At 70.9% G+C, this 23,613-nt stretch carries 20 protein-coding genes; 10 read left to right on the top strand and 10 right to left on the bottom strand.

The genetic code is table 11. From position 1 onward, the window contains the following. The first annotated feature begins 83 nt into the window (after positions 1-83). Entirely contained in the window at positions 84-2,222 is a 2,139-nt protein-coding gene (locus tag AC07DF_RS13250; RefSeq protein ID WP_478970057.1) for a SpoIIE family protein phosphatase, read from the top strand. Here the strand turns inward: AC07DF_RS13250 and AC07DF_RS13245 are convergent. The 3 genes from AC07DF_RS13245 to AC07DF_RS13235 all read right to left on the bottom strand — a co-directional run bounded on the left by AC07DF_RS13245 (position 2,177) and on the right by AC07DF_RS13235 (position 6,069). After that, positions 2,177-3,271, bottom strand: coding sequence for an AI-2E family transporter (locus AC07DF_RS13245; RefSeq protein ID WP_478970055.1), 1,095 nt, complete (start codon positions 3,269-3,271; stop codon positions 2,177-2,179). The two genes, AC07DF_RS13250 and AC07DF_RS13245, sit on opposite strands and share 46 nt — an antisense overlap. A gap of 141 nt (positions 3,272-3,412) precedes the next feature. Continuing rightward, complete coding sequence (locus tag AC07DF_RS13240; RefSeq protein ID WP_478970053.1) at positions 3,413-4,390, bottom strand: pirin family protein; 978 nt, start codon at positions 4,388-4,390, stop codon at positions 3,413-3,415. A gap of 170 nt (positions 4,391-4,560) precedes the next feature. After that, positions 4,561-6,069 carry an MFS transporter gene (locus AC07DF_RS13235; RefSeq protein ID WP_478970051.1) on the bottom strand — a complete coding sequence of 503 codons (1,509 nt, stop codon included), beginning with the start codon at positions 6,067-6,069 and terminating at the stop codon, positions 4,561-4,563. 144 nt (positions 6,070-6,213) lie between these two features. Here AC07DF_RS13235 and AC07DF_RS13230 point away from each other — a divergent pair, with 144 nt between their 5' ends. Next, positions 6,214-6,954: a TetR/AcrR family transcriptional regulator C-terminal domain-containing protein gene (locus tag AC07DF_RS13230; RefSeq protein WP_478970049.1), complete on the top strand. Its 741-nt coding sequence runs from the start codon at positions 6,214-6,216 to the stop codon at positions 6,952-6,954. 14 nt (positions 6,955-6,968) lie between these two features. Here the strand turns inward: AC07DF_RS13230 and AC07DF_RS13225 are convergent, their stop codons facing one another. Further along, positions 6,969-7,436 carry an SseB family protein gene (locus AC07DF_RS13225; protein ID WP_189727101.1) on the bottom strand — a complete coding sequence of 156 codons (468 nt, stop codon included), beginning with the start codon at positions 7,434-7,436 and terminating at the stop codon, positions 6,969-6,971. 132 nt (positions 7,437-7,568) lie between these two features. Between AC07DF_RS13225 and AC07DF_RS13220 the strand changes: the two genes are divergently transcribed. The 4 genes from AC07DF_RS13220 to AC07DF_RS13205 all read left to right on the top strand — a co-directional run bounded on the left by AC07DF_RS13220 (position 7,569) and on the right by AC07DF_RS13205 (position 12,049). Continuing rightward, complete coding sequence (locus tag AC07DF_RS13220) at positions 7,569-8,372, top strand: dioxygenase family protein (RefSeq protein WP_478970047.1); 804 nt, start codon at positions 7,569-7,571, stop codon at positions 8,370-8,372. Between the two features lie 135 nt (positions 8,373-8,507). After that, positions 8,508-10,334 (top strand): acyl-CoA dehydrogenase, encoded by a 1,827-nt coding sequence (locus AC07DF_RS13215; protein WP_478970045.1) that lies wholly within the window; start codon positions 8,508-8,510, stop codon positions 10,332-10,334. Between the two features lie 74 nt (positions 10,335-10,408). Beyond that, positions 10,409-11,707, top strand: a complete 1,299-nt coding sequence (locus tag AC07DF_RS13210) for a M18 family aminopeptidase (protein WP_478970043.1) — start codon at positions 10,409-10,411, stop codon at positions 11,705-11,707. 87 nt (positions 11,708-11,794) lie between these two features. Next, positions 11,795-12,049 (top strand): DUF6458 family protein, encoded by a 255-nt coding sequence (locus AC07DF_RS13205; RefSeq protein ID WP_478970042.1) that lies wholly within the window; start codon positions 11,795-11,797, stop codon positions 12,047-12,049. Between the two features lie 12 nt (positions 12,050-12,061). Here AC07DF_RS13205 and AC07DF_RS13200 read toward each other — a convergent pair whose 3' ends face one another. Next, positions 12,062-13,900: a thioredoxin-like domain-containing protein gene (locus tag AC07DF_RS13200; protein WP_478970040.1), complete on the bottom strand. Its 1,839-nt coding sequence runs from the start codon at positions 13,898-13,900 to the stop codon at positions 12,062-12,064. Positions 13,901-13,994: 94 nt separating this feature from the next. Between AC07DF_RS13200 and AC07DF_RS13195 the strand changes: the two genes are divergently transcribed. Then, entirely contained in the window at positions 13,995-14,486 is a 492-nt protein-coding gene (locus tag AC07DF_RS13195) for an LURP-one-related/scramblase family protein (protein ID WP_184848038.1), read from the top strand. A gap of 32 nt (positions 14,487-14,518) precedes the next feature. Here the strand turns inward: AC07DF_RS13195 and AC07DF_RS13190 are convergent, their stop codons facing one another. Further along, entirely contained in the window at positions 14,519-15,316 is a 798-nt protein-coding gene (locus AC07DF_RS13190; RefSeq protein WP_478970038.1) for a carbon-nitrogen family hydrolase, read from the bottom strand. Between the two features lie 193 nt (positions 15,317-15,509). Between AC07DF_RS13190 and AC07DF_RS13185 the strand changes: the two genes are divergently transcribed. Further along, positions 15,510-16,334, top strand: coding sequence for a maleylpyruvate isomerase family mycothiol-dependent enzyme (locus tag AC07DF_RS13185; protein WP_478970036.1), 825 nt, complete (start codon positions 15,510-15,512; stop codon positions 16,332-16,334). 186 nt (positions 16,335-16,520) lie between these two features. Further along, positions 16,521-17,255, top strand: a complete 735-nt coding sequence (locus AC07DF_RS13180) for a methyltransferase (RefSeq protein WP_478970034.1) — start codon at positions 16,521-16,523, stop codon at positions 17,253-17,255. A gap of 6 nt (positions 17,256-17,261) precedes the next feature. Here the strand turns inward: AC07DF_RS13180 and AC07DF_RS13175 are convergent, their stop codons facing one another. Together AC07DF_RS13175 and AC07DF_RS13170 are read right to left on the bottom strand one after the other, a co-directional pair. Further along, positions 17,262-18,557: an MFS transporter gene (locus AC07DF_RS13175; RefSeq protein WP_478970032.1), complete on the bottom strand. Its 1,296-nt coding sequence runs from the start codon at positions 18,555-18,557 to the stop codon at positions 17,262-17,264. Continuing rightward, complete coding sequence (locus tag AC07DF_RS13170) at positions 18,554-19,204, bottom strand: GntR family transcriptional regulator (RefSeq protein WP_399022017.1); 651 nt, start codon at positions 19,202-19,204, stop codon at positions 18,554-18,556. Before AC07DF_RS13170 ends, AC07DF_RS13175 begins: the two co-directional genes overlap by 4 nt. A 218-nt stretch (positions 19,205-19,422) precedes the next feature. Between AC07DF_RS13170 and AC07DF_RS13165 the strand changes: the two genes are divergently transcribed. Then, positions 19,423-20,322 carry a D-alanyl-D-alanine carboxypeptidase family protein gene (locus AC07DF_RS13165; RefSeq protein ID WP_468198668.1) on the top strand — a complete coding sequence of 300 codons (900 nt, stop codon included), beginning with the start codon at positions 19,423-19,425 and terminating at the stop codon, positions 20,320-20,322. Between the two features lie 77 nt (positions 20,323-20,399). Here the strand turns inward: AC07DF_RS13165 and AC07DF_RS13160 are convergent, their stop codons facing one another. Then, positions 20,400-21,224, bottom strand: coding sequence for a twin-arginine translocation signal domain-containing protein (locus AC07DF_RS13160; protein WP_478970029.1), 825 nt, complete (start codon positions 21,222-21,224; stop codon positions 20,400-20,402). Positions 21,225-21,244: 20 nt separating this feature from the next. After that, complete coding sequence (locus tag AC07DF_RS13155) at positions 21,245-23,479, bottom strand: glycoside hydrolase domain-containing protein (RefSeq protein ID WP_478970027.1); 2,235 nt, start codon at positions 23,477-23,479, stop codon at positions 21,245-21,247. Positions 23,480-23,613: the final 134 nt, after the last annotated feature.

Here is a 23,613-nt window from a genome sequence, read left to right as displayed (position 1 = left end):
CTCCAGAGTTCTTCACAGTTAACGATCGAGCACACTTCGGCCTTCGGTGGCAGTGTGCGATCCCCTCTTCTTAAAGTAGGGCAATGCGCACTGGCGAGCCCCTGCCCGCCGTGGGGGAGGCCCTCGCCGCCCTCGCGACCGGCCTCTGGCACTGGGACACCGCTACCGGGCTGGTCACGGTCGACGCCGAGGCGGCACGGCTGCTCGGGCTGCCCGCCGAGCAGGTCAGCCTCACCGAGGCTCAGGCCCGGGCTCGGCTGCACCCGGTCGACTGGAACGAGATCACCGGTGTGGTCCAGCTCGCCGTCGCCGAGGGCACCCTCGCCGAGGTGCGGATCCGCATCATGGACGAGCGGGGCCGGATCGTCCGCATCGTCCGCAGCCGCTCCAAGCCGTCCTTCGACCGGGCCCGCAAGGCGTACCGGCTGATCGGCACCCTCCAGGAGGTGACGGAGCCGACACCGGGCACCCCGGCCGGGCGCAGCGCGGTCACCGGTGACTGGCGGCGCTCGCGGGAGGCCTTCCTGCTGGACGCGGGCCGGGCGCTGGCCGAGGCGCGCTCCACGCAGGAGGTGCTGCGGGTCACGGCCAATCTGTCGATGCCGGGGTTCTCACCGGACGGGCTGGCGGTGTTCGGCGTGGCGGGCGACCGGCTGACCGTCATCGGCCACCACGGTCAACAGCAGGGCGCCGAGAGCCCGTTCTCGGAGATGCCGCTGGACACGGACTACCCGGCCGCCGAGGCGGCGCGCACCGGCCGGGCCGTGTATCTGTCCTCCCCCGAGCAGTACAAGGAGCGCTATCCGCTGACCTGGCCGCTCGCCGAGCGCTTCGGCCGCCGGTCCTGGGCGTTCCTGCCGCTGACCGTGGCCGGCCGCACGATGGGCGCGTGGATGGCCGCCTTCACCTACCCGGTCGCCTTCACGCCGGACGAGCGGTCCGTGCTGGCGACGGTGGCGCGCATGCTGGCGCAGGCCCTGACCCGGGCGGGCGTGGCCGAGAGCGAACGGGCGCTGACCGACGGGCTCCAGCGCACGATGCTGCCGAGGCTCGGTTCGCAGCGCATCCCGGGCATGAGTGTCGCCGCCCGCTATGTCCCCACCGGCGGCGGACTCCAGGTCGGCGGCGACTGGTACGACGTGATCCCGCTGCCGAGCGGGCGGTTCGCGCTGGTCATCGGCGATGTCCAGGGGCATGACGTACAGGCGGCGGGCCTGATGGGCCAGCTGCGGATCGCCCTGCGGGCCTACGCCTCGGAGGGGCACCGGCCGGACGCGGTGCTGTCCCGCGCCGCCCGCTTCCTGCACGGCATCAGCGACGAGGACCCGTCCGACCCGCGCTTCGCGACCTGCGTGTACGTCGAGGTCGACCCGGCGACGGGGGTGCTGGACATCGCCCGTGCCGGGCACCCCGACCCGGCGTTCCGGATGGCCGACGGCACGGTGCTGACCCGCCCGACGTCGGGCGGCCTGCCGCTGGGCATCGACCCGGACGCCGACTACCCCACGACCCGGCTGGCGCTGGAGCCCGGCGAGACCATGCTGATCTGCACGGACGGCCTGATCGAGACCGGCGGCCACGACCTGGACACCGGGTGGCGGCGGCTGCGCGTGATCCTGGAGGAGCACAAGGGCGATCTGGAGGAACTCGCCGACACCCTGGTGCAGGCCGTGCACGGGCCGTCCTCGCACCACACCACCGGCCCGCTGGCCGACCGCCGCGAGGACGACATCGCCGTGCTGCTGCTCAGCCGGGAGGGCGAGGGCTGCGGCTGCGGCGACACCATGACCGCGGCGCGCCCGGTGCGGCGTACGGTGCTGACGGTCGCGCAGGCCGAGCCCGAGCGGGTCGGGGCGGCCCGGCAGCAGCTGCGCGAACTGCTGCACGACTGGGCCTCGCCGGACCAGCTCGACTCGGCGGTGCTGCTGCTGTCCGAGCTGCTGACGAACGTCCTCGTGCACACCGACTCCGACGCGCTGCTCGTCGCCGAGATCACCGGCGCGGTGGGGGAGCGGCGGCTGCGGATCGAGGTCACGGACGGCGGCGACGACCTGCCGCACAAGCGCAGACCCGGGGAGCTGGCGTCCTCCGGCCGCGGCCTGGTGCTGATCGAACTGCTCGCGCACGCCTGGGGGGTGGACCCGCGGGGCGAGGGCAAGAGCATCTGGTTCGAGCTCTACGAGTCCGTGGACGGCCCGGGCGACGGCTCCTGGTCGCCGTAGCGGGTGCGGAGTTCCTGGAGGACGCCGAAGGCGGCCGCGGTGAGCGGCACGGCGAGCAGCATGCCGAGCACCCCGGCGACGGACGCGCCGGCCGTGATCGCCACCATCACCACCGCCGGGTGCATCTGCACGGTCCGGCTCTGGATCAATGGCTGGAGCACATGCCCCTCCAGCACCTGCACCGCGAGGACGACTCCCAGCACCCACAGCGCGATGACGAACCCCCGGTCGGCGAGCGCGACCAGCACGGCGACGGCACCGGAGATGAAGGCGCCCAGGTAGGGGATGTACGCCCCGACGAAGACCAGCGCGCCCAGTCCCGCCGCGCCCGGCACGTCCAGGACGAGCAGCCCCACGGTGATGCAGAGGGCGTCGATGAGCGCGATGAACGTCGTACCGCGCATGAACCCCTCGACGGCTCGGAAGGCCCGCCGCGCCATGGCCTCCAGGGTGTCGGCCGAACCCCGGGGCGCCAGCGCCCGCAGCGCCCCGGTGGCCTTGTCGGAATCGCGCAGGAAGAAGAAGACGAGCAGCAGCGCGAGCACGGCGATGGCGAGGGACTCGCCGACGACACTGACCCCGCTGATCACACCGGAGGCGGCGGTGCCGCCGAACTTGCCGAGCAGCTCCCGCGCGTTGGAGGCGAGGTCGTCCAGCGAGGTCCCGGCGGCCCCGAAGTGCTCGGAGACACCACGGGCGGCCTGTTTCAGCGAGGCGACGATCTCGTCACCCGTGTCGATCAGCGCGGCGACCACGATGTACACGGCCCCGCCCACCACGGCGACCACGGCGACACAGGTGAGCCCGGCGGCGACCGACCGCTGCACCCCGGCCTTCACGAGCCGCCGGTGCAACGGCCCGAGCAGCGCCGTCCCCAGCAACGCGAGCAGCACGGGCACGACAGCGGTCCGGAACTCGTCACACAGCCGGATCCCGACGTAGACGACCCCGGACACGAGCAGGATCAACGCACACCAGGCGGCCAGGCTCCGGAGGGGGCCCGGGAGCAGCGTCCCGTCCCCGGCCGCGTTCGGATCGAAGTCCCGCACCCCTCCACCCGACCACGCCCCGAACCCCCCGTCCCGCCGGAACGGCCCGGCCGGGTGACGGGGCGTCAGCGCGGCTGATCCGATCACCGGTCACCGACGGGGGCGTCGCGTGTGCGACGCCCCCTGGTGGTGCCGGTGTCGTCAGTCCTGCGGGCCGCTCGGGGACATGCCGTGCACCGCCGGCACCGTGCCGAGGCGGCCCTTCTGGAAGTCCTCGAAGGCCTGCATGAGCTCGTCCTTGGTGTTCATCACGAACGGGCCGTAGTGGGCCATGGGTTCGCGGATCGGCTGTCCGCCGAGCAGCACGACCTCCATATCCGGCGTGTTCGAGTCCTGCTTCTCGTCCGCGCGGACGGTCAGCGAGGAGCCCGCGCCGAAGACGGCCGTCTGGCCCGTGTGGACCGGGCGGCGGTCGACGCCGACGCTGCCCCGGCCGGCCAGGACGTACGCCAGGCCGTTGAAGTCCTCGCGCCACGGCAGCGTGAGCTCCGCACCCGGGGCCAGCGTCGCGTGGACCATCGTGATCGGGGTGTGCGTGATGCCGGGGCCCGCGTGCCCGTCCAGCTCACCGGCTATGACCCGCAGCAGCGCGCCACCGTCGGGGGTGGAGAGCAGCTGGACCGAGCCGCCGCGGATGTCCTGGTAGCGCGGGGCCATCATCTTGTCCTTGGCCGGGAGGTTCACCCACAGCTGGAGGCCGTGGAAGAGCCCGCCGGACATGACGAGATGCTCCGGTGGGGCCTCGATGTGCAGCAGACCCGAGCCCGCGGTCATCCACTGGGTGTCGCCGTTGGTGATGGTGCCGCCGCCACCCTGGCTGTCCTGGTGGTCGAAGATCCCGTCGATGATGTACGTGACGGTCTCGAAGCCGCGGTGCGGGTGCCAGGGCGTGCCCTTAGGCTCACCCGGCGCGTACTCCACCTCGCCCATCTGGTCCATCATGATGAACGGGTCGAGATGACGGTAGTTGATCCCCGCGAAAGCCCGGCGCACCGGGAAGCCCTCGCCCTCGAAACCGCTCGGAGCGGTCGTGACGGCGAGCACGGGACGTGCCACGGCGTCGGTCGGCGCGGTCACGCGGGGCAGCGTCAACGGGTTCTCGACGGTCACTGCAGGCATGTCGGTTCCTCCTCGTGTACGCCCAGTTTAGTTGAGCGTTGAACTTTCTGCCACCCCAAACAGAGAAAACCGGGAGGGCATTCCCAGCGGAGGGCGGCCCGAACCCCGGAAGGCCGACATGCCTGAGGGCCGGCACCCCGTTTCGGGGTGCCGGCCCTCATACGACCAGGTCAGGCGACCAGTCGGTGCTCCTCGGCCTCGACCCCCTCGGTCTCGGGCCGCTCGGCCTTGCGGTCCCGCATCACCAGCGTGGCCACCACGGCCGCCGCCAGGACACCGATCGCGCTGATCGTGAAGGTCGTCGACATCGAGGCGGTGAAGGCCTCGCGAGCCGCCCGGACCAGGCCCGTGTCACCGCCGGCGACGGCCAGGGCCCCGCCGATGGACTCCTTCGCCTGCCCGGGAGCGCCGGCCGGCATCGCGTCGGCGTAGCCGCTGGAGAGCAGGGAGCCGAGGATCGCGATACCGAGAGCGGTGCCGGACTGCTGGATGGTGTCGTTGAGGGCCGAGCCCACGCCCGCCTTGTCCTCGGGGATGGTGCCCATCAGCGCGGCCACCGCGGCCGGCATCGCGAGCCCCGCGCCCAGGCCGAGGACCCCCAGCGCCACGGCCGGGACCGTGAACCCGCTGTCCGCGTCGAGCGTGGTCAGCAGGCCGAAGGAGGCGGCCATCAGCAGCATCCCGGCGAGGATGACGATCCGGTTCCCGGCCTTCACGGCGAGCTGGGCCCCGGCGGCGTTGCCGGCCAGCGCGGCGACGGCCAGCGGCAGGAAGGCGAGGCCCGCCTTGACGGCGGAGTAGCCGAGCACGAACTGGAGGTACTGGGTCAGGACCAGCAGCAGGCCGGCGTTGCCGATCTGGACGAGCGACAGGGAGAGCGAGCCACCACTGAAGTCGCGGTTCTTGAAGAGGACCAGCGGGACCATCGGCGAGCGGGTGACGTTCTCCCAGATCACGAAGCCGGTCAGGGCGACCACCGCGACGGCCAGGACGAGCAGGGAACGGCCTTCGAACGCGCCGTGCTGCGGAATCTCGATGATCCACCACACCAGGGCCGTCATGCCCACCGCGGACAGCACCGCGCCCAGCGGGTCCGGCTTCTGCCACGGCGCCTTGGACTCCGGCATCAGCAGCACACCGGCCAGCAGTGCCAGCGCGACGATCGGCACATTGATCAGGAAGATCGCCTGCCAGGCGAAGTGGTCGATCAGCACACCGCCGAGGACCGGGCTGCCGACCAGCCCCAGCATCGACACCGAGCCCCAGGCCGCCATCGCCTTGGGCCGCTCGTCCTCGTCGAAGACGGTGATCAGGATGGACAGCGTGGACGGCATGATCAGCGCTCCGCCGACCCCCATCGCGATCCGCACGGCGATCAGCTCACCCGGGGTGGAGCAGAACACCGCCCCCAGCGAGGCCGCCCCGAACAGCAGCAGGCCGATCAGCATCACCTTCCGGCGCCCGAACCGGTCCCCCAGGCTTCCCGAGGTCAGCAGCAGTCCGGCGAAGACCAGGGTGTAGGAGTCGAGGATCCACTGCATGTCCTGGGTGCTCGCGCCGATGTCCTCGGTCAGCGTGGGCACCGCGACCGTCAGCGCCATGCTGTCGACGACCAGCACGAGCGTGCTCAGGCAGAGCACCACCAGGATCCACCAGCGGCGTGGATTGCGAGCGTCCATGTCTGTTTCCCCTCCCGCGAACACCGTTCCTTCGATGCGAACACTGTACGCATGGCGGAACAGTGTTCGCAACCCTTGAGTTCTGTACGCTGAATGCGCACGCTGTTCGCACCAGGTCGGAGCCGATCGCCAGGAGGAGTGTCGATGCCCAAGAGCACGAAGACGACGGAGAAGAACCCGATCCCGTCCGTATGGACCCGTGAGCAGCGCCGCCCCGACCAGCCCGCGCTCAGCAGGGACGCGATCGTGCGGGAGGCGATCGCGATGCTCGACGCCGACGGCATCGAGGCGCTCAGCATGCGCAAGCTCGGCGCCCGTCTGAACGCGGGCGCGACGTCCCTGTACCGGCACGTGGCCACGAAGGACGAGCTGATGGAGCTCGCGGTGGACGAGGTCGCCGCCGAGATCCACGTCCCGCCGGCCGGCGGCACCGACTGGCGGGCGGCGGTGACCGAGGCCGCGGGGTCCTTCCGTACGACCGCGCTACGGCACCCCTGGCTGACCCTGGTCCTGGGCCAGGCCGGGCTCGCCTACCTCGGGCCCAACTACATGGCCTTCTCCGAGCGGCTCGCGGCGCTGTTCACGGCGGCGGGGTTCCCCGAGCCGAGCCGGGCGATCGACGCGGTCTTCTCGTACGTCATCGGCATGTCCACCACGGAGGCCGCCTGGCTCACCACGGTCGCCCGCTCCGGCGAGAGCGAGCCGGAGTTCGTCGCGCGGCTGCTGCCCGCGGCCCGGGAGGCCTCCGCCGGCTACGACCACCTGGCGGCCGCCGACGCACGGACCGCTGACCAGCCCGTCGACCCCGCGCGGATCCGGGACGACAAGTTCACCTACGGCCTGGAGGTCGTCCTGGACGGCCTGGCGCTACGGCTTCCCGAGTAGGTCAGCACGCAGGGTCAGCCGCCATACATCCGGCGCATCGCGAACTCGACCATCTGCTCGACGGCCTTCGCGTCGAACACCATCCGGTGCTCGCCCTCCATGTCGAGGACGAACCCGTAGCCGGTCGGCAGCAGGTCCAGCACCTCGGAACCGGTGATCACGAAGTACTTGGACTCCTTGCCCGCGTACCGGCGCAGCTCCTTGAGCGTGCTGAACATCGGGATCACCGGCTGCTGGGTGTTGTGCAGCGCGAGGAAGCCGGGGTTGTCGCCGCGCGGGCAGTAGACCTTCGACGTCGCGAAGGCCTGCTGGAAGTCCTCGGCCGCCATCTGCCCGGTGGTGAACGCGCGCACCGCGTCCGTGAGGGAGGGCGGGGACGGCTCGGGGTACAGCGGCGGCTGCTGCCCGTATCCGCCGGACATCGGCTGCTGCGGAGGGGCGTACTGCGCTTGCGGGCCCGCTGTCTGGTCGTAGCCGTACATGAGCGCAAGCGTACCGAGAGCGGCCGGGCGCACGGGCCGGTACGGCGGTCCTGGCGAACCGACAGCGACTCGACAGTGACTTGACAGCCGCGGCTATGGATCGCCGCGGCCTCCACTCATAGCGTCGGTGCCATGAACGGACGCGATGCCGAGGGCCCGCACGAACACGACCGAGGCCTCTCCTACGACCTCCCCGTCCTCGCCCGCCGTCGGATGATCCGGCTGATGGCGGGCGCGGGCCTGATTCCGCTGGTGGGCTGCACGCCGCAGGAGAAGACCCCGGCGTCGCCCTCGTCACCCGGCGCCTGCGCGGAGATCCCCCAGGAGACGGCAGGCCCCTTCCCGGGCGACGGCTCGAACGGCGTGAACGTCCTGAAGGAGAGCGGGGTCGTCCGCAGCGACATCACGCGCAGCTTCGGCGACTCCGCGGGCGGCACGGCCGAGGGGATACCCCTGACGATCACGCTGACCGTGGTGGACGCGGCCTCCGGCTGCGACGCCCCGAAGCGGGGCGCCGCCGTCTACCTGTGGCAGTGCGACCGGGACGGCGCCTACTCCCTGTACTCCGAGGGCGTCACCGAGGAGAACTACCTGCGCGGCGTCCAGGAGACCGACGACGAGGGCCGCCTCACCTTCAGGAGCGTCTTCCCCGGCTGCTACCCGGGCCGCTGGCCGCACCTCCACTTCGAGGTCTACGGCAGCCTGGCCGACGCCACGGCGGCCACGTCGATCACGAACACCTCGCAGCTCGCCTTCCCCAAGGACGTCTGCGAGACGGTGTACGCCACGGACGGTTACGGCGAGAGTGTCCGGAACCTGAGCGGGCTTTCCCTGGAGAGCGACGGCGTCTTCGGCGACGGCCACGACCGTCAGCTGGCCACGATGACGGGCAGCACCGGGGGCGGCTACACCGCGGAACTGACCGTTCCGGTGTGACCTGTCACAGATGACGGGTTCGGGGTTGCTTCTTATTACCGACGGGTAGCATCATCGTAGCTACTTGTTGGTACGTGAACTAGCGCGAGGATCCAGTGCCTCGCCGATCTCTCTACGGAGCCGGGAGCCGTCGCCATGGGGCACTACAAGTCGAATCTCCGCGACATCGAGTTCAACCTCTTCGAAGTACTCGGGCGGGACAAGCTGTACGGCACCGGCCCGTTCGAGGAGATGGACGTCGAGACCGCGAAGAGCATCCTGGAGGAGCTCACCCGCCTCTCGGAGAACGAGCTGGCCGAGTCCTTCATCGACGCCGACCGCAACCCCCCGGTCTTCGACCCGGAGACCAACACCGCGCCCGTCCCGGCGTCCTTCAAGAAGAGCTACCAGGCCTTCATGGACTCCGAGTACTGGCGCCTCGGCCTGCCCGAGGAGATCGGCGGCACCACCTCGCCCCGCTCCCTGATCTGGGCCTACGCCGAGCTGATCCTGGGCGCCAACCCTGCCGTCTGGATGTACTCCTCGGGCCCGGCCTTCGCCGGCATCCTCTTCGAGGAGGGCAACGAGGTCCAGAAGCACATCGCCAAGGTCGCCACGGAGAAGCAGTGGGGCTCCACGATGGTGCTCACCGAGCCCGACGCGGGCTCCGACGTGGGCGCCGGCCGCACCAAGGCCGTGCAGCAGGAGGACGGCTCCTGGCACATCGAGGGCGTGAAGCGCTTCATCACGTCCGGTGAGCACGACATGTCGGAGAACATCCTCCACTACGTGCTGGCCCGCCCCGAGGGCGCCGGCCCCGGCACCAAGGGCCTGTCCCTCTTCCTCGTCCCGAAGTACCTCTTCGACTTCGAGACCGGCGAGCTCGGCGAGCGCAACGGCGTCTACGCCACCAACGTCGAGCACAAGATGGGCCTGAAGGCCTCCAACACCTGCGAGATGACCTTCGGCGACCAGCACCCCGCCAAGGGCTGGCTGATCGGCGACAAGCACGACGGCATCCGCCAGATGTTCCGCATCATCGAGTTCGCCCGCATGATGGTCGGCACGAAGGCGATCTCCACGCTGTCGACGGGCTACCTGAACGCGCTGGAGTACGCCAAGGAGCGCGTCCAGGGCCCGGACCTCGCGAACTTCATGGACAAGACCGCGCCCAAGGTCACCGTCACGCACCACCCGGACGTCCGCCGCTCGCTGATGACGCAGAAGGCGTACGCGGAGGGCATGCGGGCGCTGGTCCTCTACACGGCCTCCGTCCAGGACGAGATCCAGATCAAGGAGGCCGCGGGCGAGGACGCCGCCGACCTGGAAGCCCTGAACGACCTGCTCCTGCCCATCGTCAAGGGCTACGGCTCCGAGAAGGGCTACGAGCAGCTCGCCCAGTCGCTCCAGACCTTCGGCGGCTCCGGCTTCCTGCAGGAGTACCCGATCGAGCAGTACATCCGGGACTCCAAGATCGACACCCTCTACGAGGGCACCACGGCGATCCAGGGCCAGGACTTCTTCTTCCGGAAGATCGTCCGCAACCAGGGCGCCGCGCTGAACTCCCTCGCCGAGGACATCAAGAAGTTCCTGGCGCTCGGTGAGGGCGGCGAGGAGCTGGCCGGTGCCCGCGAGCACCTCGCGAAGGCCGCCGTCGAGCTGGAGGCGATTGTCGGCCTGATGCTGACCGACCTCGCGGCCACCGAGCAGGACGTCAAGAACATCTACAAGGTGGGCCTGAACACCACCCGCCTGCTGATGGCCTCCGGTGACGTCGTCGTCGGCTACCTGCTGCTCAAGGGTGCCGCGGTCGCCGCCGGAAAGCTGGAGACCGCCTCCGCCAAGGACAAGGCCTTCTACACCGGCAAGATCGCGGCGGCGAAGTTCTTCGCGGCCAGTGTCCTGCCGGGCGTCACCCTGGCCCGCAAGGTCGCCGAGGGCGTCGAGCTGGACCTGATGGAGCTGGACGAGGCCGCGTTCTAGATCATCACGTCCTCCGTCCGAGGGCCTGTTCCCTTCGCCGGGAACGGGCCCTCGTCCGTCGTTAAGGTAACCCCATGACCGAACCCACCCGCTTCGACCGCGGCCACACCGACGACCTCATGACCTTCCTGGCGGCGAGCCCGTCGCCGTACCACGCCGTGGCCACGGCCGCCGAGCGGCTGGAGAAGGCGGGCTTCCGGCAGGTCGTGGAGACGGACGCCTGGGAGGGGACGAGCGGCGGCAAGTACGTGCTGCGCGGCGGCGCGATCGTCGCCTGGTACGTGCCGGAGGGCGCCACGCCCCACACGCCGTTCCGGATCGTCGGCGCCCACACCGACTCCCCCAACCTGCGCGTCAAGCCGCTGCCCGACAGCGGGGCGCACGGCTGGCGCCAGGTGGCCGTGGAGATCTACGGCGGACCGCTGCTCAACTCCTGGCTGGACCGCGACCTGGGCCTCGCCGGGCGGCTGACCCTGCGCGACGGCTCGACGCGCCTGGTCAACGTCGACCGGCCGCTGCTGCGCGTGCCGCAGCTCGCCATCCACCTGGACCGGTCGGTGACGGCGGACGGGCTCAAGCTCGACAAGCAGCGGCACCTGCAGCCGGTCTGGGGCCTGGGCAACGATGTGCGCGACGGCGACCTGATCGCCTTCCTGGAGGAGGCGGCCGGCCTCCCCGCGGGCGAGGTCACCGGCTGGGACCTGATGACGCACTCCGTGGAACCGCCCGCCTACCTGGGCCGCGACCGCGAACTGCTGGCGGGCCCGCGCATGGACAACCTGCTCTCGGTGCACGCCGGGACGGCGGCCCTCGCGGCCGTGGCCTCCGGTGCCTCGAAACCGGCGTCCATCCCGGTCCTGGCCGCCTTCGACCACGAGGAGAACGGCTCCCAGTCCGACACGGGCGCGGACGGGCCGCTGCTCGGCAACGTGCTGGAGCGTTCGGTGTTCGCGCGCGGCGGCTCCTTCGAGGACCGGGCCCGCGCCTTCGCCGGCACGGTCTGCCTGTCCTCCGACACGGGCCACGCCGTCCACCCCAACTACGCGGAGCGGCACGACCCGACGCACCACCCGCGCGTCAACGGCGGCCCGATCCTCAAGGTCAACGTCAACAACCGCTACGCCACGGACGGTTCGGGACGCGCCGAGTTCGCGGCGGCCTGCGAGCAGGCGGGGGTGCCCTTCCAGTCCTTCGTCTCCAACAACTCCATGCCCTGCGGCACCACGATCGGCCCGATCACCGCCGCCCGGCACGGCATCAGGACCGTCGACATCGGCGTGGCCATCCTGTCCATGCACAGCGCCCGCGAACTGTGCGGCGCCGACGACCCGTTCCTCCTGGCGAACGCGCTCACCGCGTTCCTCGAGAGGTAGAACGGGCCGTCACCGCATGGGCGTTCCCCACCGGGGTACCCGGGGTGCGGACCGGAAGGACCGGACCGTACAGGGAGGCGACACAACATGGGCCTCGGCGGATGCATCATCCTCATCGCCGTGGGAGCCATCCTCACGTTCGCGACCGACTGGGACATGCAGGGGGTCAACCTCGACCTGGTCGGCATCATCTTCATGATCGTCGGACTGATCGGCGTCACCACATTCAGCAGCATCGCCAGGCGCCGGCGCGTGGTGGTGCCCCCGACGACGCCCGGCGTCGTCGAGGACCCGGCGGTGCACCACCGCCGCGATGGCTACAGCGACGGATACGGCGTGTGACGCGTCGGCGGATCAGGCGTCCATCCCGGCCAGCACCAGGGGAAGCCGGTCCGTCCCCGCCTCGGTGAGGCGGACGGGTACGCCCCAGTCCTGCTGGTGGACGTGACAGGCGGGGTACTCGTTGTCCGGGTCGTCGTCGCAGGAGGCGGCCATCGCGGAGACGTGCAGCACGCCCTCCGGTACGGCGGGGTCGAGTGCGAGGGTGCGGGAGAGGTCTGTTCCCGCGCCCTCGCCGGCGCGCAGCAGCTCCGGCGGGGTGGAGGAGACGAGCAGACGGGTCGAGGGGCCGTAGCGGGTGTCCAGCTTCTGGCCCGCCGGGGCCTGGAAGATCACGTCCAGCCGGAGCTGCCCGGGGGCCACTTCGGTGGCCTCCCGCTGCGTGCGGTGAGCCACCTCGGGCACCTTCACCGCCTCCTCCGGCAGCCGCAGCCGGGTCAGCCGGTGCCGGGCCGACTCCACGACCACGATGTCGTCGCCGGCGAGCACCGCGTCCGACGGCTCGCGCAGGTCCGTGGCCAGGGTGGTGACCTCGCCGGTCGCCGGGTCGTAGCGGCGCAGGGCGTGGTTGTAGGTGTCGCTGACCGCGACCGAGCCGTCCGGGAGCGCCGTGACGCCCAGCGGGTGCTGGAGCAGGGCCTGTTCGGCGGGACCGTCCCGGTGACCGAAGTCGAACAGGCCGGTGCCGACGGCGGTGTGGACCGAGCCGTCGGGCTCCACCCAGCGCAGGGCCGACGTCTCGGAGTCGGCGAGCCAGAGCCGCTCCGGTGTCGCGGCCAGCCCGGACGGCTGTGCGAACCAGGCCTCGGCGCCCGGCCCGTCGACGAGCCCCTCGTTGGTCGTACCGGCCGTGACCGCGACCGTCCCTTCGGCCGGGTCGTACGCCCACAGCTGATGCACACCGGCCATGGCGATCCACACCCTGCCCTGCCACAGGGCGACGTCCCAGGGGGAGGAGAGGTCGACCTCGCGGGCCGGGCCCGAGGTGGGTGAGCCCTGCCACCACTGCCGGCCCGTGCCGGCGAGGCTGGTGACTTCGCCGGTGGTGAGGTCCAGCCGCCGCAGCGCGTGATTGACGGTGTCGGCGACGACCACGGAGTCGTCATCGAGAAGGGCGAGCCCCTGCGGCTCGTTGAAGGCGGCCTCGTCGGCGGAGCCGTCGGCGAACCCACGCGCACCGGAGCCGATCCTGCGCACCACACTCTCGCCGTCCTCGGCGAGCTCCACCAGCTGATGCCGGGTGGTGTCGCTGACCAGGAAGTTCCCCGACGGCAGCGGCACGGCCTTCCCCGGGAACCGCAGCGATGTCGGCTCCGGCTCCGGCGCCACGTACGGCCCTCCCCCATTGCCTGAAGGGCATGGGAGGTGCCCCCATCCGCACCGCAGCGTGCCCTTCGCCGCGTGCTCGGTCTCCAGCTCAGCCACCAGCCGCTCAATGGCGTGCACATGCCCCTCACCGGCGTGCTGGGCGACCACATATCCCTCGGGGTCGATCACGACGAGTGTCGGCCAGGCCCGCACGGCGTACTGCTTCCAGGTCGCGAGGTCCGGGTCGTCGAGCACCGGATGCTCCACCCCGTACCGCTCCACGGCGTCGACAACCGCCTGATGTTCGGCCTCGTGCACGAACTTCGGCGAGTGCACCCCGATGACGACGACGGTGTCCCGGTGCTTCTCCTCGAGCTCCCGGAGCTCGTCGAGGACGTGCAGGCAGTTCACGCAACAAAATGTCCAGAAGTCAACGATGACGATCCGGCCGCGGAGCTCGGCGAGGCTGAGCTCCTTTTCACCTGTGTTGACCCAGCCGCCCTTCCCGATGAGCTCGGGGGCACGGACACGTGCACGATTTGCCATGGCTCCAGCCAATCACAGCGTGCTGCCGGGCTCCGCTCAGCCCGTCGGCCTATAGACGGCGTTTCGGAGGCGGCCGCGGGGAAGCCCTGGTCTCATGAGATTCCTCGTGTACGACCGGCTCCTCGGCTTCGGTGACGACTACTGGATCGAGGACGACCACGGCAGCAAGGTGTTCCTCGTCGACGGCAAGGCCCTGCGGCTGCGGGACACCTGGGAGCTGAAGGACACCCAGGGGCGCGTCCTCGTCGACATCCACCAGAAGATGCTCGCCCTGCGCGACACGATGGTGCTCCAGCGGTCCGGGGAGCCGCTGGCGACGATCCGCAGGAAACGGCTGTCCCTGCTGCGCAACCACTACCGGGTGTCCCTGGCCGACGGCAACGAACTGGACGTCAGCGGCAAGATCCTCGACCGGGAGTTCGCCGTCGAGTACGACGGGGAACTGCTGGCGGTGATCTCCCGCCGCTGGCTGACCCTGCGGGACACGTACGGCGTGGACGTCGTCCGCGAGGACGCCGATCCGGCGCTGCTGATCGCCGTGGCGGTGTGTGTCATCCACCTGGCGGAGAAGGAGCGGGAGGACTGAGCCGCCCGATCCCGTGTCCTCGCCCTCAGGGCTCAGGGCCTGCGCGGGGGCTCCAGTCCCAGCAGCCGGTCCTTCAGCGCCGGGAACTGCTCCCGCGTCGTCGCGACCTTCCCCGGGTCGAACTCCACCGTGAGGACCTCCTCGCCGGCGCCGGCCCGGGCCAGCACCTCGCCCCAGGGATCGACCACGATCGAGTGACCGGCCTGTGGAACTCCGGCGTGCGTCCCGGCCGTTCCACACGCGACGACGAACGACTGGTTCTCGACGGCCCGCGCCTGGGCCAGCAGCGTCCAGTGGGACCGTCGGCGCTCCGGCCAGCCCGCCGACACCACGAGCGTCTCGGCACCGGCGTCGACGAGACCGCGGAAGAGTTCGGGGAAACGGAGGTCGTAGCAGGTGCTCAGACCCAGGACGGTCTCCGGCAGACGCACGGTCACCAGCTCGGCACCCGCGCCCATCAGCACGGCCTCGCCCTTGTCGAAGCCGAAGCGGTGGATCTTGCGGTAGGCGGCGGCCAGATCGCCGGAGGGGGAGAAGACGAGGGAGGTGTTGTAGAGCGGTCCGTCGGGGTCCCGTTCCGGGATGGATCCCGCGTGCAGCCACACGCCCGCGTCGCTCGCGGCCTTCGCCATCGCCTCGTACGTCGGCCCTTCGAGCGGCTCGGCCTCGCGCCCGAACTCCTCGTAGGCGAACGCGCCCGTGGTCCACAGCTCCGGCAGGACGACGAGATCGGCACCCGCCTGCTCCCGGACGAGCGACGCCATCCGCCGTCGGCGCGATTCGACCGATTCGCCCTCATCTACGGCGATCTGGATCACAGAGGCGCGCACACTACCACCGTCCTGGCATTCGACCCGTCCACATGGGCTTCCCCCCGGGCCTACGATCGTCACACGAAAGCACTGCCGGGGTGCCTCACAGCAGCGTAACTTAGCTGCCAAGACACCCGCCGACAGCCGCCACCTCCCACTGGCAACGCCGCCACCACCTGCCCGTGCACCGACCGCCGAGGGGTCCCGTTCCGTGAGTCTGCATCCCACCCTCCAGCCCTACGCCGACGCCTGGACCCACTCCATCGATGCGATATCCGAGCTGCTCCAGAAGCTCGCGGAGGCCGAGTGGAACCGGCGGACGCCGTGCCCCGGGTGGTCGGTGCGGGACGTGGTCTCCCATGTCATCGGCCTGGACTGCGAGATGCTCGGCGACCCGCGCCCCATCCACACGCTGCCGCGCGACCTCTTCCACGTGACGAACGACCACCAGCGCTACATGGAGATGCAGGTCGACGTCCGCCGCCACCACACGGCCCCGGAGATGACCTCCGAGCTGGAGTACGTGATCATCCGCCGCAACCGCCAGCTGCGGAACGAGTCGCGTGACCCGGGCACGAAGGTGCGCGGTCCGCTCGGCACGGAGCAGACCCTCGAGGAGTCCATGCGCCGGCACGCCTTCGACGTGTGGGTGCACGAGCAGGACCTGCGCACGGCCCTCGGCCGGCCCGGCAACCTCGACTCCCCCGGCGCGCACGTCGCCCGTGACGTACTGCTCTCCGAACTCCCGCGCGTGGTCGCCGAGAACGCCGAGGCTCCGCGCAGCTCGGCCGTCGTCTTCGACGTGCACGGCCCCATCGAGTTCCTGCGCACGATCCGCGTCGACATCCAGGGCCGCGGCACCCTCGAAACGGCCCCCGCCCTCGGCCCCGCCGCGACCCTCACCCTCGACTGGGAGACCTACGTCCGCCTGGCCTGCGGCCGCGTGACCCCGGAGGCGGTCTCCGACCGGCTGAAGACGGAGGGCGACCCGGACCTGACATCGGCGATCCTCCGCAACTTCACGGTGACGCAGTAGGAGCCCCCCAGCTGCGGGGCACGCTTCCGCCCGTAGCTGCGGGCATGCGTGCCGCTAGGGGCGGCACGGGTGGGCGCAGCGGCACCTCGTCGCGCCGAGCTGCGCACCCACCCGGCCCCAGCACCGACACCCAGGGCCCGAAAACCCCATGCCGCTGCCCCACCCTCACCCGTAGCGTCCCCTGGCATGACCCCACCCCACCGCACCCGCCTCACCTTCCACGGCCCGTTGTCCGAGGCCCGAGCAGACCGCCTCGTACAACGGCTCGCCGGCAACACCCCCACCACCGTGCTGGACATCGGCTGCGGTCGAGGCGAACTCATGCTGCGCGTCCTGGAAGCCACACCGGAGGCCACCGGCCTCGGTATCGACCTCGACGCCGAGGACCTGTCCCGCGGCCGGCAAGCCGCGGAACGACGGCACCTCACGGACCGGGCCCGTTTCCTCGAGGAGTCCGCCACCGGAACCGGCCACGGGCCGGCCGACCTCGTCCTGTGCCTCGGCGCGAGCCAAGCCCTCGACGACCACCTCCCCAAGGCCCTGGCCGAACTCCGCCGGCTCGTCACCGACGGCGGCCGTGTCCTGCTCGGCGAAGGGTTCTGGCAGCGCACCCCGACCCCGGCCGAGCTGTCCGGCATGTGGCCGGACGCAGCCGTCACCGACCACCACGACCTCGCGACCCTCGTGGACCTGGCGATCGAGGCCGGTTTCAGGCCGGAGTGGACGGAGACCGCGAGCCTCGACGAGTGGGAGGAGTTCGAATCGGCGTACCTGGCGGACGTCGAGGTGTGGCTCGCCGAGCACCCCGGGCACCCGCTCGCGGCGGAGACCAGGGAGCGCGCGGACCGGCACCGCGCCCGGTGGCTGACGTACCGCGGCGTCCTGGGGCTGGCCTACCTCACGCTCGTACCGACCGCCTGAGACCCGTCATGCCGGGACGTGCACCGTCTCGACCCGGCTCGCCACCAGGCGTTCCCGCTCGCGCCGGATGGCGCGCTTGCGCAGGCGCAGGATCTGGGTGACCCCGAGGGCCTGGAGCACGAACACCGCCGAGAAGGCGATGCCGTAGTCGTCGCCGGTGGCGTCCAGCAGGACACCGACGGCGAACAGCGTGGTCATGGAGGCCACGAAGCCGCCCATGTTGGTGATGCCGGAGGCCGTGCCCTGCCGCTCGGGCGGGTTCGCCGGGCGGGCGAAGTCGAAGCCGATCATCGACGCGGGACCGCACGCCCCGAGGACCGTGCACAGCACGATCAGCAGCCACATCGGGGCATGCTCGCCGGGGTAGGCCAGTGTCGCCGCCCACAGGGCCGCCGTCGTGCCGACCGTGCCGAGCGCGATGGGCAGCCGCGCCTCGTGGTGCCGGGCGACGATCTGGCCGTAGACCATGCCGACGCCCATGTTCGACAGCACGACGAGCGTGAGGAGTTCACCGGCTGTGGCGCGGGACAGCCCCTGTGCCTCGACCAGGAACGGCATGCCCCACAGCAGCAGGAAGACCATGGCCGGGAACTGGGTCGTGAAGTGCACCCACATCCCGAGCCGGGTGCCCGGCTCCCGCCAGGAGGCGGCGATCTGCCGGCGTACGTAGGCCGCGCCCTGGTGCGGGAGCGGCTCCGGCTCGTGGCCCTCCGGGTGGTCCTTCAGGAACAGCAGCACCAGCACGAGCACCACGGCCCCGGCGGCCGCGCTGCCCGCGAACGCCGCCGTCCAGCCGATGCCGTGCAGCAGCCGGGCCAGGACGAGCGTGGAGACGAGGTTGCCCGCCATGCCCACCAGGCCCGCGAACTGGGCGACGAGCGGCCCGCGCCGGGCCGGGAACCACCGGGTGCCCAGCCGCAGCACGCTGATGAACGTCAGCGCGTCACCGCAGCCGAGCAGCGCCCGGGAGGCGAGCGCCATGCCGTACGACGGGGAGAACGCGAAACCGAGCTGCCCGGCCGTGAACAGCACCGCCCCGAGCGCCAGCACCTTCTTGGTGCCGAGCCGGTCGACGAGCAGGCCGACGGGTATCTGCATGCCGGCGTAGACCAGCAGCTGGAGGATGGAGAAGGTGGACAGGGCCGAGGCGTTGACGTGGAAGCGGTCGGCGGCGTCGAGGCCGGCCACGCCCAGGGACGTGCGGAAGATGACCGCGACGAAGTAGACCGAGACGCCCGTGCCCCAGACGGCCAGGGCCCGGCGGCCTCCCGGTGGATCGCCCGGCAGTATGCCGGCGCTCATCGGACCTCCCCCCGCGCCAGGTGCGAGAACCAGCCGACGTGCCGGTGGACGAGCCCGACGGCCGCCTCGGCGTCCCCGGAGCGCAGCGCCTCGAGGATCTCCTCGTGTTCGGTGAGGGTCTTGGCGATCCGGTCGGGGTGGGAGTGCAGGACGGCGACGCCCATGCGGAGCTGGCGGTCGCGCAGCTGGTCGTAGAGGCGGGAGAGGATCTCGTTGCCGCCGCTGCGGACGATCTCGGCGTGGAAGCAGCGGTCGGTGACGGCGGCCGCGGCCAGGTCTCCGGCGGCGGCCTGCTCCTTCTGCCGGGCGAGGAGCGCTTCGAGGCGCTCGATGAGCCCGGGGGGCGCGGGCACGGCCTTGCGCGCCGCATGCTCCTCGACGAGCAACCGGGTCTCCACGACGTCGGCGATCTCCTGCGCGGAGACGGGCAGCACGAGGGCTCCCTTTTTCGGGTAGAGCCTGATGAGCCCCTCGACCTCCAGCCGGAGCAGCGCCTCGCGCACCGGTGTGCGGGAGACGCCGACGGCCTCGGCGAGTTCGCCCTCGGTGAGCAGGGTCCCGCCCTCGTAGCGGCGCTCCAGGACGCCCTGCTTGACGTGGGTGTACACACGGTCGGCGGCGGGAGGGTGCTTCACGGCCAAGGTCATGCCGACAGCATAGATACATCAGGTACGCATGGATGTATCCGTCCAGGATGCGGACTCACCCGGCCTCCAATGTCACACGTCTGTGGCAAAGAGCGGGTCCCCCTCGGCAACGGCACAACCAACTGTGCTAGTTACAAGTCAGACACGTGCGGCCCCCTTCCCCTCGTCCTCAATTCGGCCGCACGCCTGGGGCATTCAACGCAATCGGGGTACTTCACTTGATAACCGGCATTAAGGGCACCCGTCTCCGTAGAGCCGCGGCCGTCGCCGTCACCACCGGCGCCATGCTCGCGACCGGAGCCCTCACCGTTGCGCCGGCGCAGGCCGCCACGGCGCCCACGATCGTCGCCAAGGGCGGCTACGTGATGAACAACGCGACCGGCAAGTCGCTCTACACCAAGGCTGCCGACACGCGCCGCTCGACCGGCTCGACCACCAAGATCATGACCGCTCTGGTGGTGCTGAAGCAGTCGAACCTCAACCTGGACAGCAAGGTCACGATCCAGAAGGCGTACAGCGACTACATCGTCGACAACAACTGGGCGTCGAACGCCAAGCTGATCGTCGGCGACAAGGTCACCGTCCGCCAGCTGCTGTACGGGCTGATGCTGCCGTCCGGCTGCGACGCGGCGTACGCGCTCGCCGACAAGTTCGGCTCGGGCTCGACGCGGGCGGCGCGCGTGAAGTCGTTCATCGGCAAGATGAACACGACCGCCAAGAACCTGGGTCTGAAGAACACCCACTTCGACTCGTTCGACGGCATCGGCAAGGGCAGCAACTACTCCACGCCGCGCGACCTGACGAAGCTCGCCAGCAACGCCATGAAGAACTCCACGTTCCGCACGGTCGTCAAGACGAAGAAGTACACGGCGAAGACGACCACGAAGTCCGGCGGCACGCGGACGATGGCCGCGTGGGAGAACACCAACCCGCTGCTCGCGAGCTACACCGGCGCGATCGGCGTGAAGACCGGTTCCGGCCCGGAGGCCAAGTACTGCCTGGTCTTCGCGGCCACGCGGAACGGCAAGACGGTCATCGGCACGGTTCTCGCCTCGACCGACGGGCCCACCCGCAAGTCGGACGCGACGAAGCTGCTGAACTACGGCTTCGCCAAGTAGGACAAGGCAGGACAGGCACCACTAAAGGGGGGCTCGCCGCCGTCGGCGGTGAGCCCCCCTTCGCATGTCCACGTACGTCAGGCAGCCGACCGCTGGCGACGCTCCAGCTCCCGGGCCGCCTTGCGCCGCCCGCCGGCCAGCACGTTCACGGGCGAGCCCGCCCCGGCTCCCGGCTCCAGCCCCCAGCCGCGGATCCGTGCCGCGACCCGGGCCAGCCGCTGGTCGCCGGGCCGTACGTCGACGCAGAACAGCGACTCGTCGGGCGTTCGGTCGTCGCCGCCCCAGCGGACGACGCCGTCGAGCTCGGCGAGGATGTCGCGGATCACGACCTCCTGCCACGGGAAGAAGCCGCCCCGGGCACCGCGCGGGTAGAAGCCCGGCCGGATCCGTACCGCCGTGCCCGACGCCAGGTTGGACTCCGGCCGGCCCCTGCCGACGTCGGACGGGTCGTGCCAGCCGACGACGTCGCCCCGGCGCAGGGCGTCGACCTCGTAGTGGAACCGGCGCACCAGGTGGACCAGGACGGTCTCCACATCGCCCAGCCGCACCGCGACGCCGTTCAGCGGGGTCCCGGGGACGGGCCGGGTGTAGACAGTGCCGCCGTCGTCGGCGACGTTCTCCATCTCCCAGCCGTTGTGGGAGCGCGAACCGGCCCGCACGCGCCGGGTCCGGTCCTGCGCGCTGCGCAGAGCGTCCCGTACGCGGGCCGGGATGGGGTTGTGTGCGTCGGCGTACGCCTGGGACAGGAAGTGCGAGACGGGCAGGGCGGCGACGCCCACGGCACCGCCGACGGCGGCGATACGGCCGAGCAGGGCACGGCGGGACAGACCGCGGCGGTGCGCGGCGGCCGGGCGGGGCCCTTTGCGGGTGATGCTGGGGATGTGGGGGAGGTTGAGCTTCAACGGTCTCTCATTCCGGCGATTCACGCGTGGCGAGCGATGCTGTTGTACTTCTCGAAGATCTGGTAGACGGCAAGGCTCCGGTGCGTCTGGGCCTCGACGTCGGGGTCCCAGGCCCGGTAGCGGCGCAGGAGTTCGGTGATCTCGAACTCGGCGAGGTCCAGGCGCATGGACCTCGGGGTGGTGACGCGGTCACCGGGCGGCAGTTGACCGCCGGGCCTGCCCCGGGTGCCCCACAGATGGATCAGGGCCGCGGTGCGCACGCTGTACGCGTTGTCCTTGTTCAGCCGTTGCCACACCGCCCAGAGATCGGCGTCCTTGCCCGGGTCGCGGCGGCCGCCGGTGGTGTAGCCCCAGCCGATGCAGTGGTTCCAGGCCTGGATGGCGTCGGTCGCACCGATCTCGCCGATGCCGGTGGGCGAGTCCTTGACGGAGCCGGAGCCGGTGAGGTGGTGGTCGGCGACCTGCTGGTCGGTGGCCTGGTCGGCGAGGCTGTAGTCGCGCATGGCCCAGTAGACGACCGTCTGGATCAGCGCCTTGCGCATCGAGTACGTGTGCGACAGCTCGGTGATCAGCTCGTCCTGGTCCTGGATCGCGCCGACGGCCTGGGCGTTGGTGTAGAGCCGCGCTTCGCTCCCGATGCCGCCCAGGTCCGGCCGTCCGATCGACCGCATGTACCGCGAGAGGTCGGCCCGCAGGGCGGGCACCTGGCGGGTGTCGAAGGCGACGTCCGGGACGGCGGGCCGCGGCCGGTCGAACGCGCCCTGCCCGGTGTCCCGTCCGGAGGCGATGTCGACGTCCACCTCGAGCTGTCCGTCGCCCGAGCCGAGGGTGCGGATGACGAACTGGTCGTAGGCCCAGTCGCCGGGCAGCGGGCGCCCGGCGTTGCCGTCGAAGCCCGGGGACATGTCGGCCACGAAGCTCGCCGTCGAGCAGCCGGCCGCCCCGACCTGCGCACAGACGTTGCGGGAGCCGTAGACGCCGATCTCGTACGGGTGGCCGGAGTCCGCCATCGCCTCCTTGATGCCCTTGAAGTGGGGCAGGACGCTCGCGGTGATCTCGGCGTCGATGGCGTCGAAGTCGACCGCGAAGAAGATCCGTGTGCCCTTCCTGAAGCCGTGGTCCAGGGCGGCGTTGACCGCCGCGTAGCCCGCCGTCCGCCCGGCGACGTAGTCGAAGTCCGAGGCGTCGTTGTTGACGGTCTGGTAGATCGGGAAGCAGCGCAGGCCGTGCCGGGCGATGGTGGCGAGCTCGCCGGGCTGAATGGCCTTCTCGGGCAGGGAGGTGGCGCTCGGATTGGTGAGGTAGCGGCCGACGTAGGTGATGCCGGCCGCCTTGAGTGTCGCCGCGCGCTCCGGGGTGACCTTCGCGATCGTGTCGCAGGCCTTCCCCTGCCGCGACTGGTCGCCGTAGGACGCCAGCAGGGAGGCGAAGGTGGCGAAGTCGCCGTCGCCCGTGGCCGGGAGCGCGACGAAGCTCTGGAACGCCCGGACGGCGGCGGCCAGATAGGAGTCGAAGCTGTCGGTGAGGGCGACGGGCCGCCCGTTGACGACCATCCCGGCGGAGAACAACTGGACGTAGACGCCCTGGTCGCCCTGGCGCACGGCGTGCGACCTCAGGGCCGACTGGGTGCCGGGGCCGAAGTTGCCGTTGGCGGTGCCGTCCGCCATGCCGAGCTCGTACTGCACACCGAGGACCAGCGCCCTGGCCGTGTCCCGGGACACGCGCCCGTCGCAGGCGACGGCGAAGAAGTCCTGCCGCCCGAGGTAGCGGCCGTTGAGCCACCGCTGCACATCACGGACCTGCCGGGTGCCGGAGCCGCCGAGGACGTACGAGTCCATCGTCAGCAGCGCCTTGAACACCTTGGGCGTCAAGGCGGCACCGGGCAGGGCCCGTTCTACGCCCATGTCCGTCTTCAGCTTCGTGACCGCCGCCCGGGTCCGCGCTCCGTATGTGCCGTCCAGGTCGCCGCCGTCGTACCCCTTGCAGTACAGCCCGGCCTGGATGACGCGGCAGAAGTCGGGTGAGGGGACCGTGTCCGCGTCGAGCGCGGGGTACTTGGCGGTCAGTGTGGCCAGCGTCGTGGGACCGAAGTTGTCGGACAGCGCCGTGATGCCCAGCTCGTACTGCAGCGCACGGGTCAGGGCGTACATGGTCGCCCAGTCGGCCTCGCCGGTCTCCTCCACGGTCGTGCCGGTACGGCTGCCGTAGACGGAGTTCACGAAACTCTGGGCCTTGAGCACCATCGCGTTGCGCATGGAGAGTGATCGTATGTCCGGCTAAACCGCTTACTGTGCGGTATTTGGGCGGGCTCTGGGGAGCTTCGTAGCCGCTTCGCATACGGCCGGCCAACACTCCGGAAACGCCGGCGGCCCCCCGCCCGAGGGCAGGG

This window comes from Streptomyces sp. NPDC044719 (genome assembly GCF_056433405.1).
The sequence above is the reverse complement of the archived record's forward strand: the minus strand, read 5'-3'. Positions and strand labels throughout refer to the sequence as shown.

Excerpts from the sequence above, each read along its gene's own strand:
- AC07DF_RS13250 (WP_478970057.1), top strand. The coding sequence starts at position 84 with ATGCGCACTGGCGAGCCCCTGCCCGCCGTGGGGGAGGCCCTCGCCGCC.
- AC07DF_RS13240 (WP_478970053.1), bottom strand. The coding sequence starts at position 4,390 with ATGCCTGCAGTGACCGTCGAGAACCCGTTGACGCTGCCCCGCGTGACC.
- AC07DF_RS13235 (WP_478970051.1), bottom strand. The coding sequence starts at position 6,069 with ATGGACGCTCGCAATCCACGCCGCTGGTGGATCCTGGTGGTGCTCTGC.
- AC07DF_RS13230 (WP_478970049.1), top strand. The coding sequence starts at position 6,214 with ATGCCCAAGAGCACGAAGACGACGGAGAAGAACCCGATCCCGTCCGTA.
- AC07DF_RS13225 (WP_189727101.1), bottom strand. The coding sequence starts at position 7,436 with ATGTACGGCTACGACCAGACAGCGGGCCCGCAAGCGCAGTACGCCCCT.
- AC07DF_RS13220 (WP_478970047.1), top strand. The coding sequence starts at position 7,569 with ATGAACGGACGCGATGCCGAGGGCCCGCACGAACACGACCGAGGCCTC.
- AC07DF_RS13215 (WP_478970045.1), top strand. The coding sequence starts at position 8,508 with ATGGGGCACTACAAGTCGAATCTCCGCGACATCGAGTTCAACCTCTTC.
- AC07DF_RS13210 (WP_478970043.1), top strand. The coding sequence starts at position 10,409 with ATGACCGAACCCACCCGCTTCGACCGCGGCCACACCGACGACCTCATG.
- AC07DF_RS13205 (WP_478970042.1), top strand. The coding sequence starts at position 11,795 with ATGGGCCTCGGCGGATGCATCATCCTCATCGCCGTGGGAGCCATCCTC.
- AC07DF_RS13200 (WP_478970040.1), bottom strand. The coding sequence starts at position 13,900 with ATGGCAAATCGTGCACGTGTCCGTGCCCCCGAGCTCATCGGGAAGGGC.
- AC07DF_RS13195 (WP_184848038.1), top strand. The coding sequence starts at position 13,995 with ATGAGATTCCTCGTGTACGACCGGCTCCTCGGCTTCGGTGACGACTAC.
- AC07DF_RS13180 (WP_478970034.1), top strand. The coding sequence starts at position 16,521 with ATGACCCCACCCCACCGCACCCGCCTCACCTTCCACGGCCCGTTGTCC.
- AC07DF_RS13175 (WP_478970032.1), bottom strand. The coding sequence starts at position 18,557 with ATGAGCGCCGGCATACTGCCGGGCGATCCACCGGGAGGCCGCCGGGCC.
- AC07DF_RS13170 (WP_399022017.1), bottom strand. The coding sequence starts at position 19,204 with ATGACCTTGGCCGTGAAGCACCCTCCCGCCGCCGACCGTGTGTACACC.
- AC07DF_RS13155 (WP_478970027.1), bottom strand. The coding sequence starts at position 23,479 with ATGCGCAACGCGATGGTGCTCAAGGCCCAGAGTTTCGTGAACTCCGTC.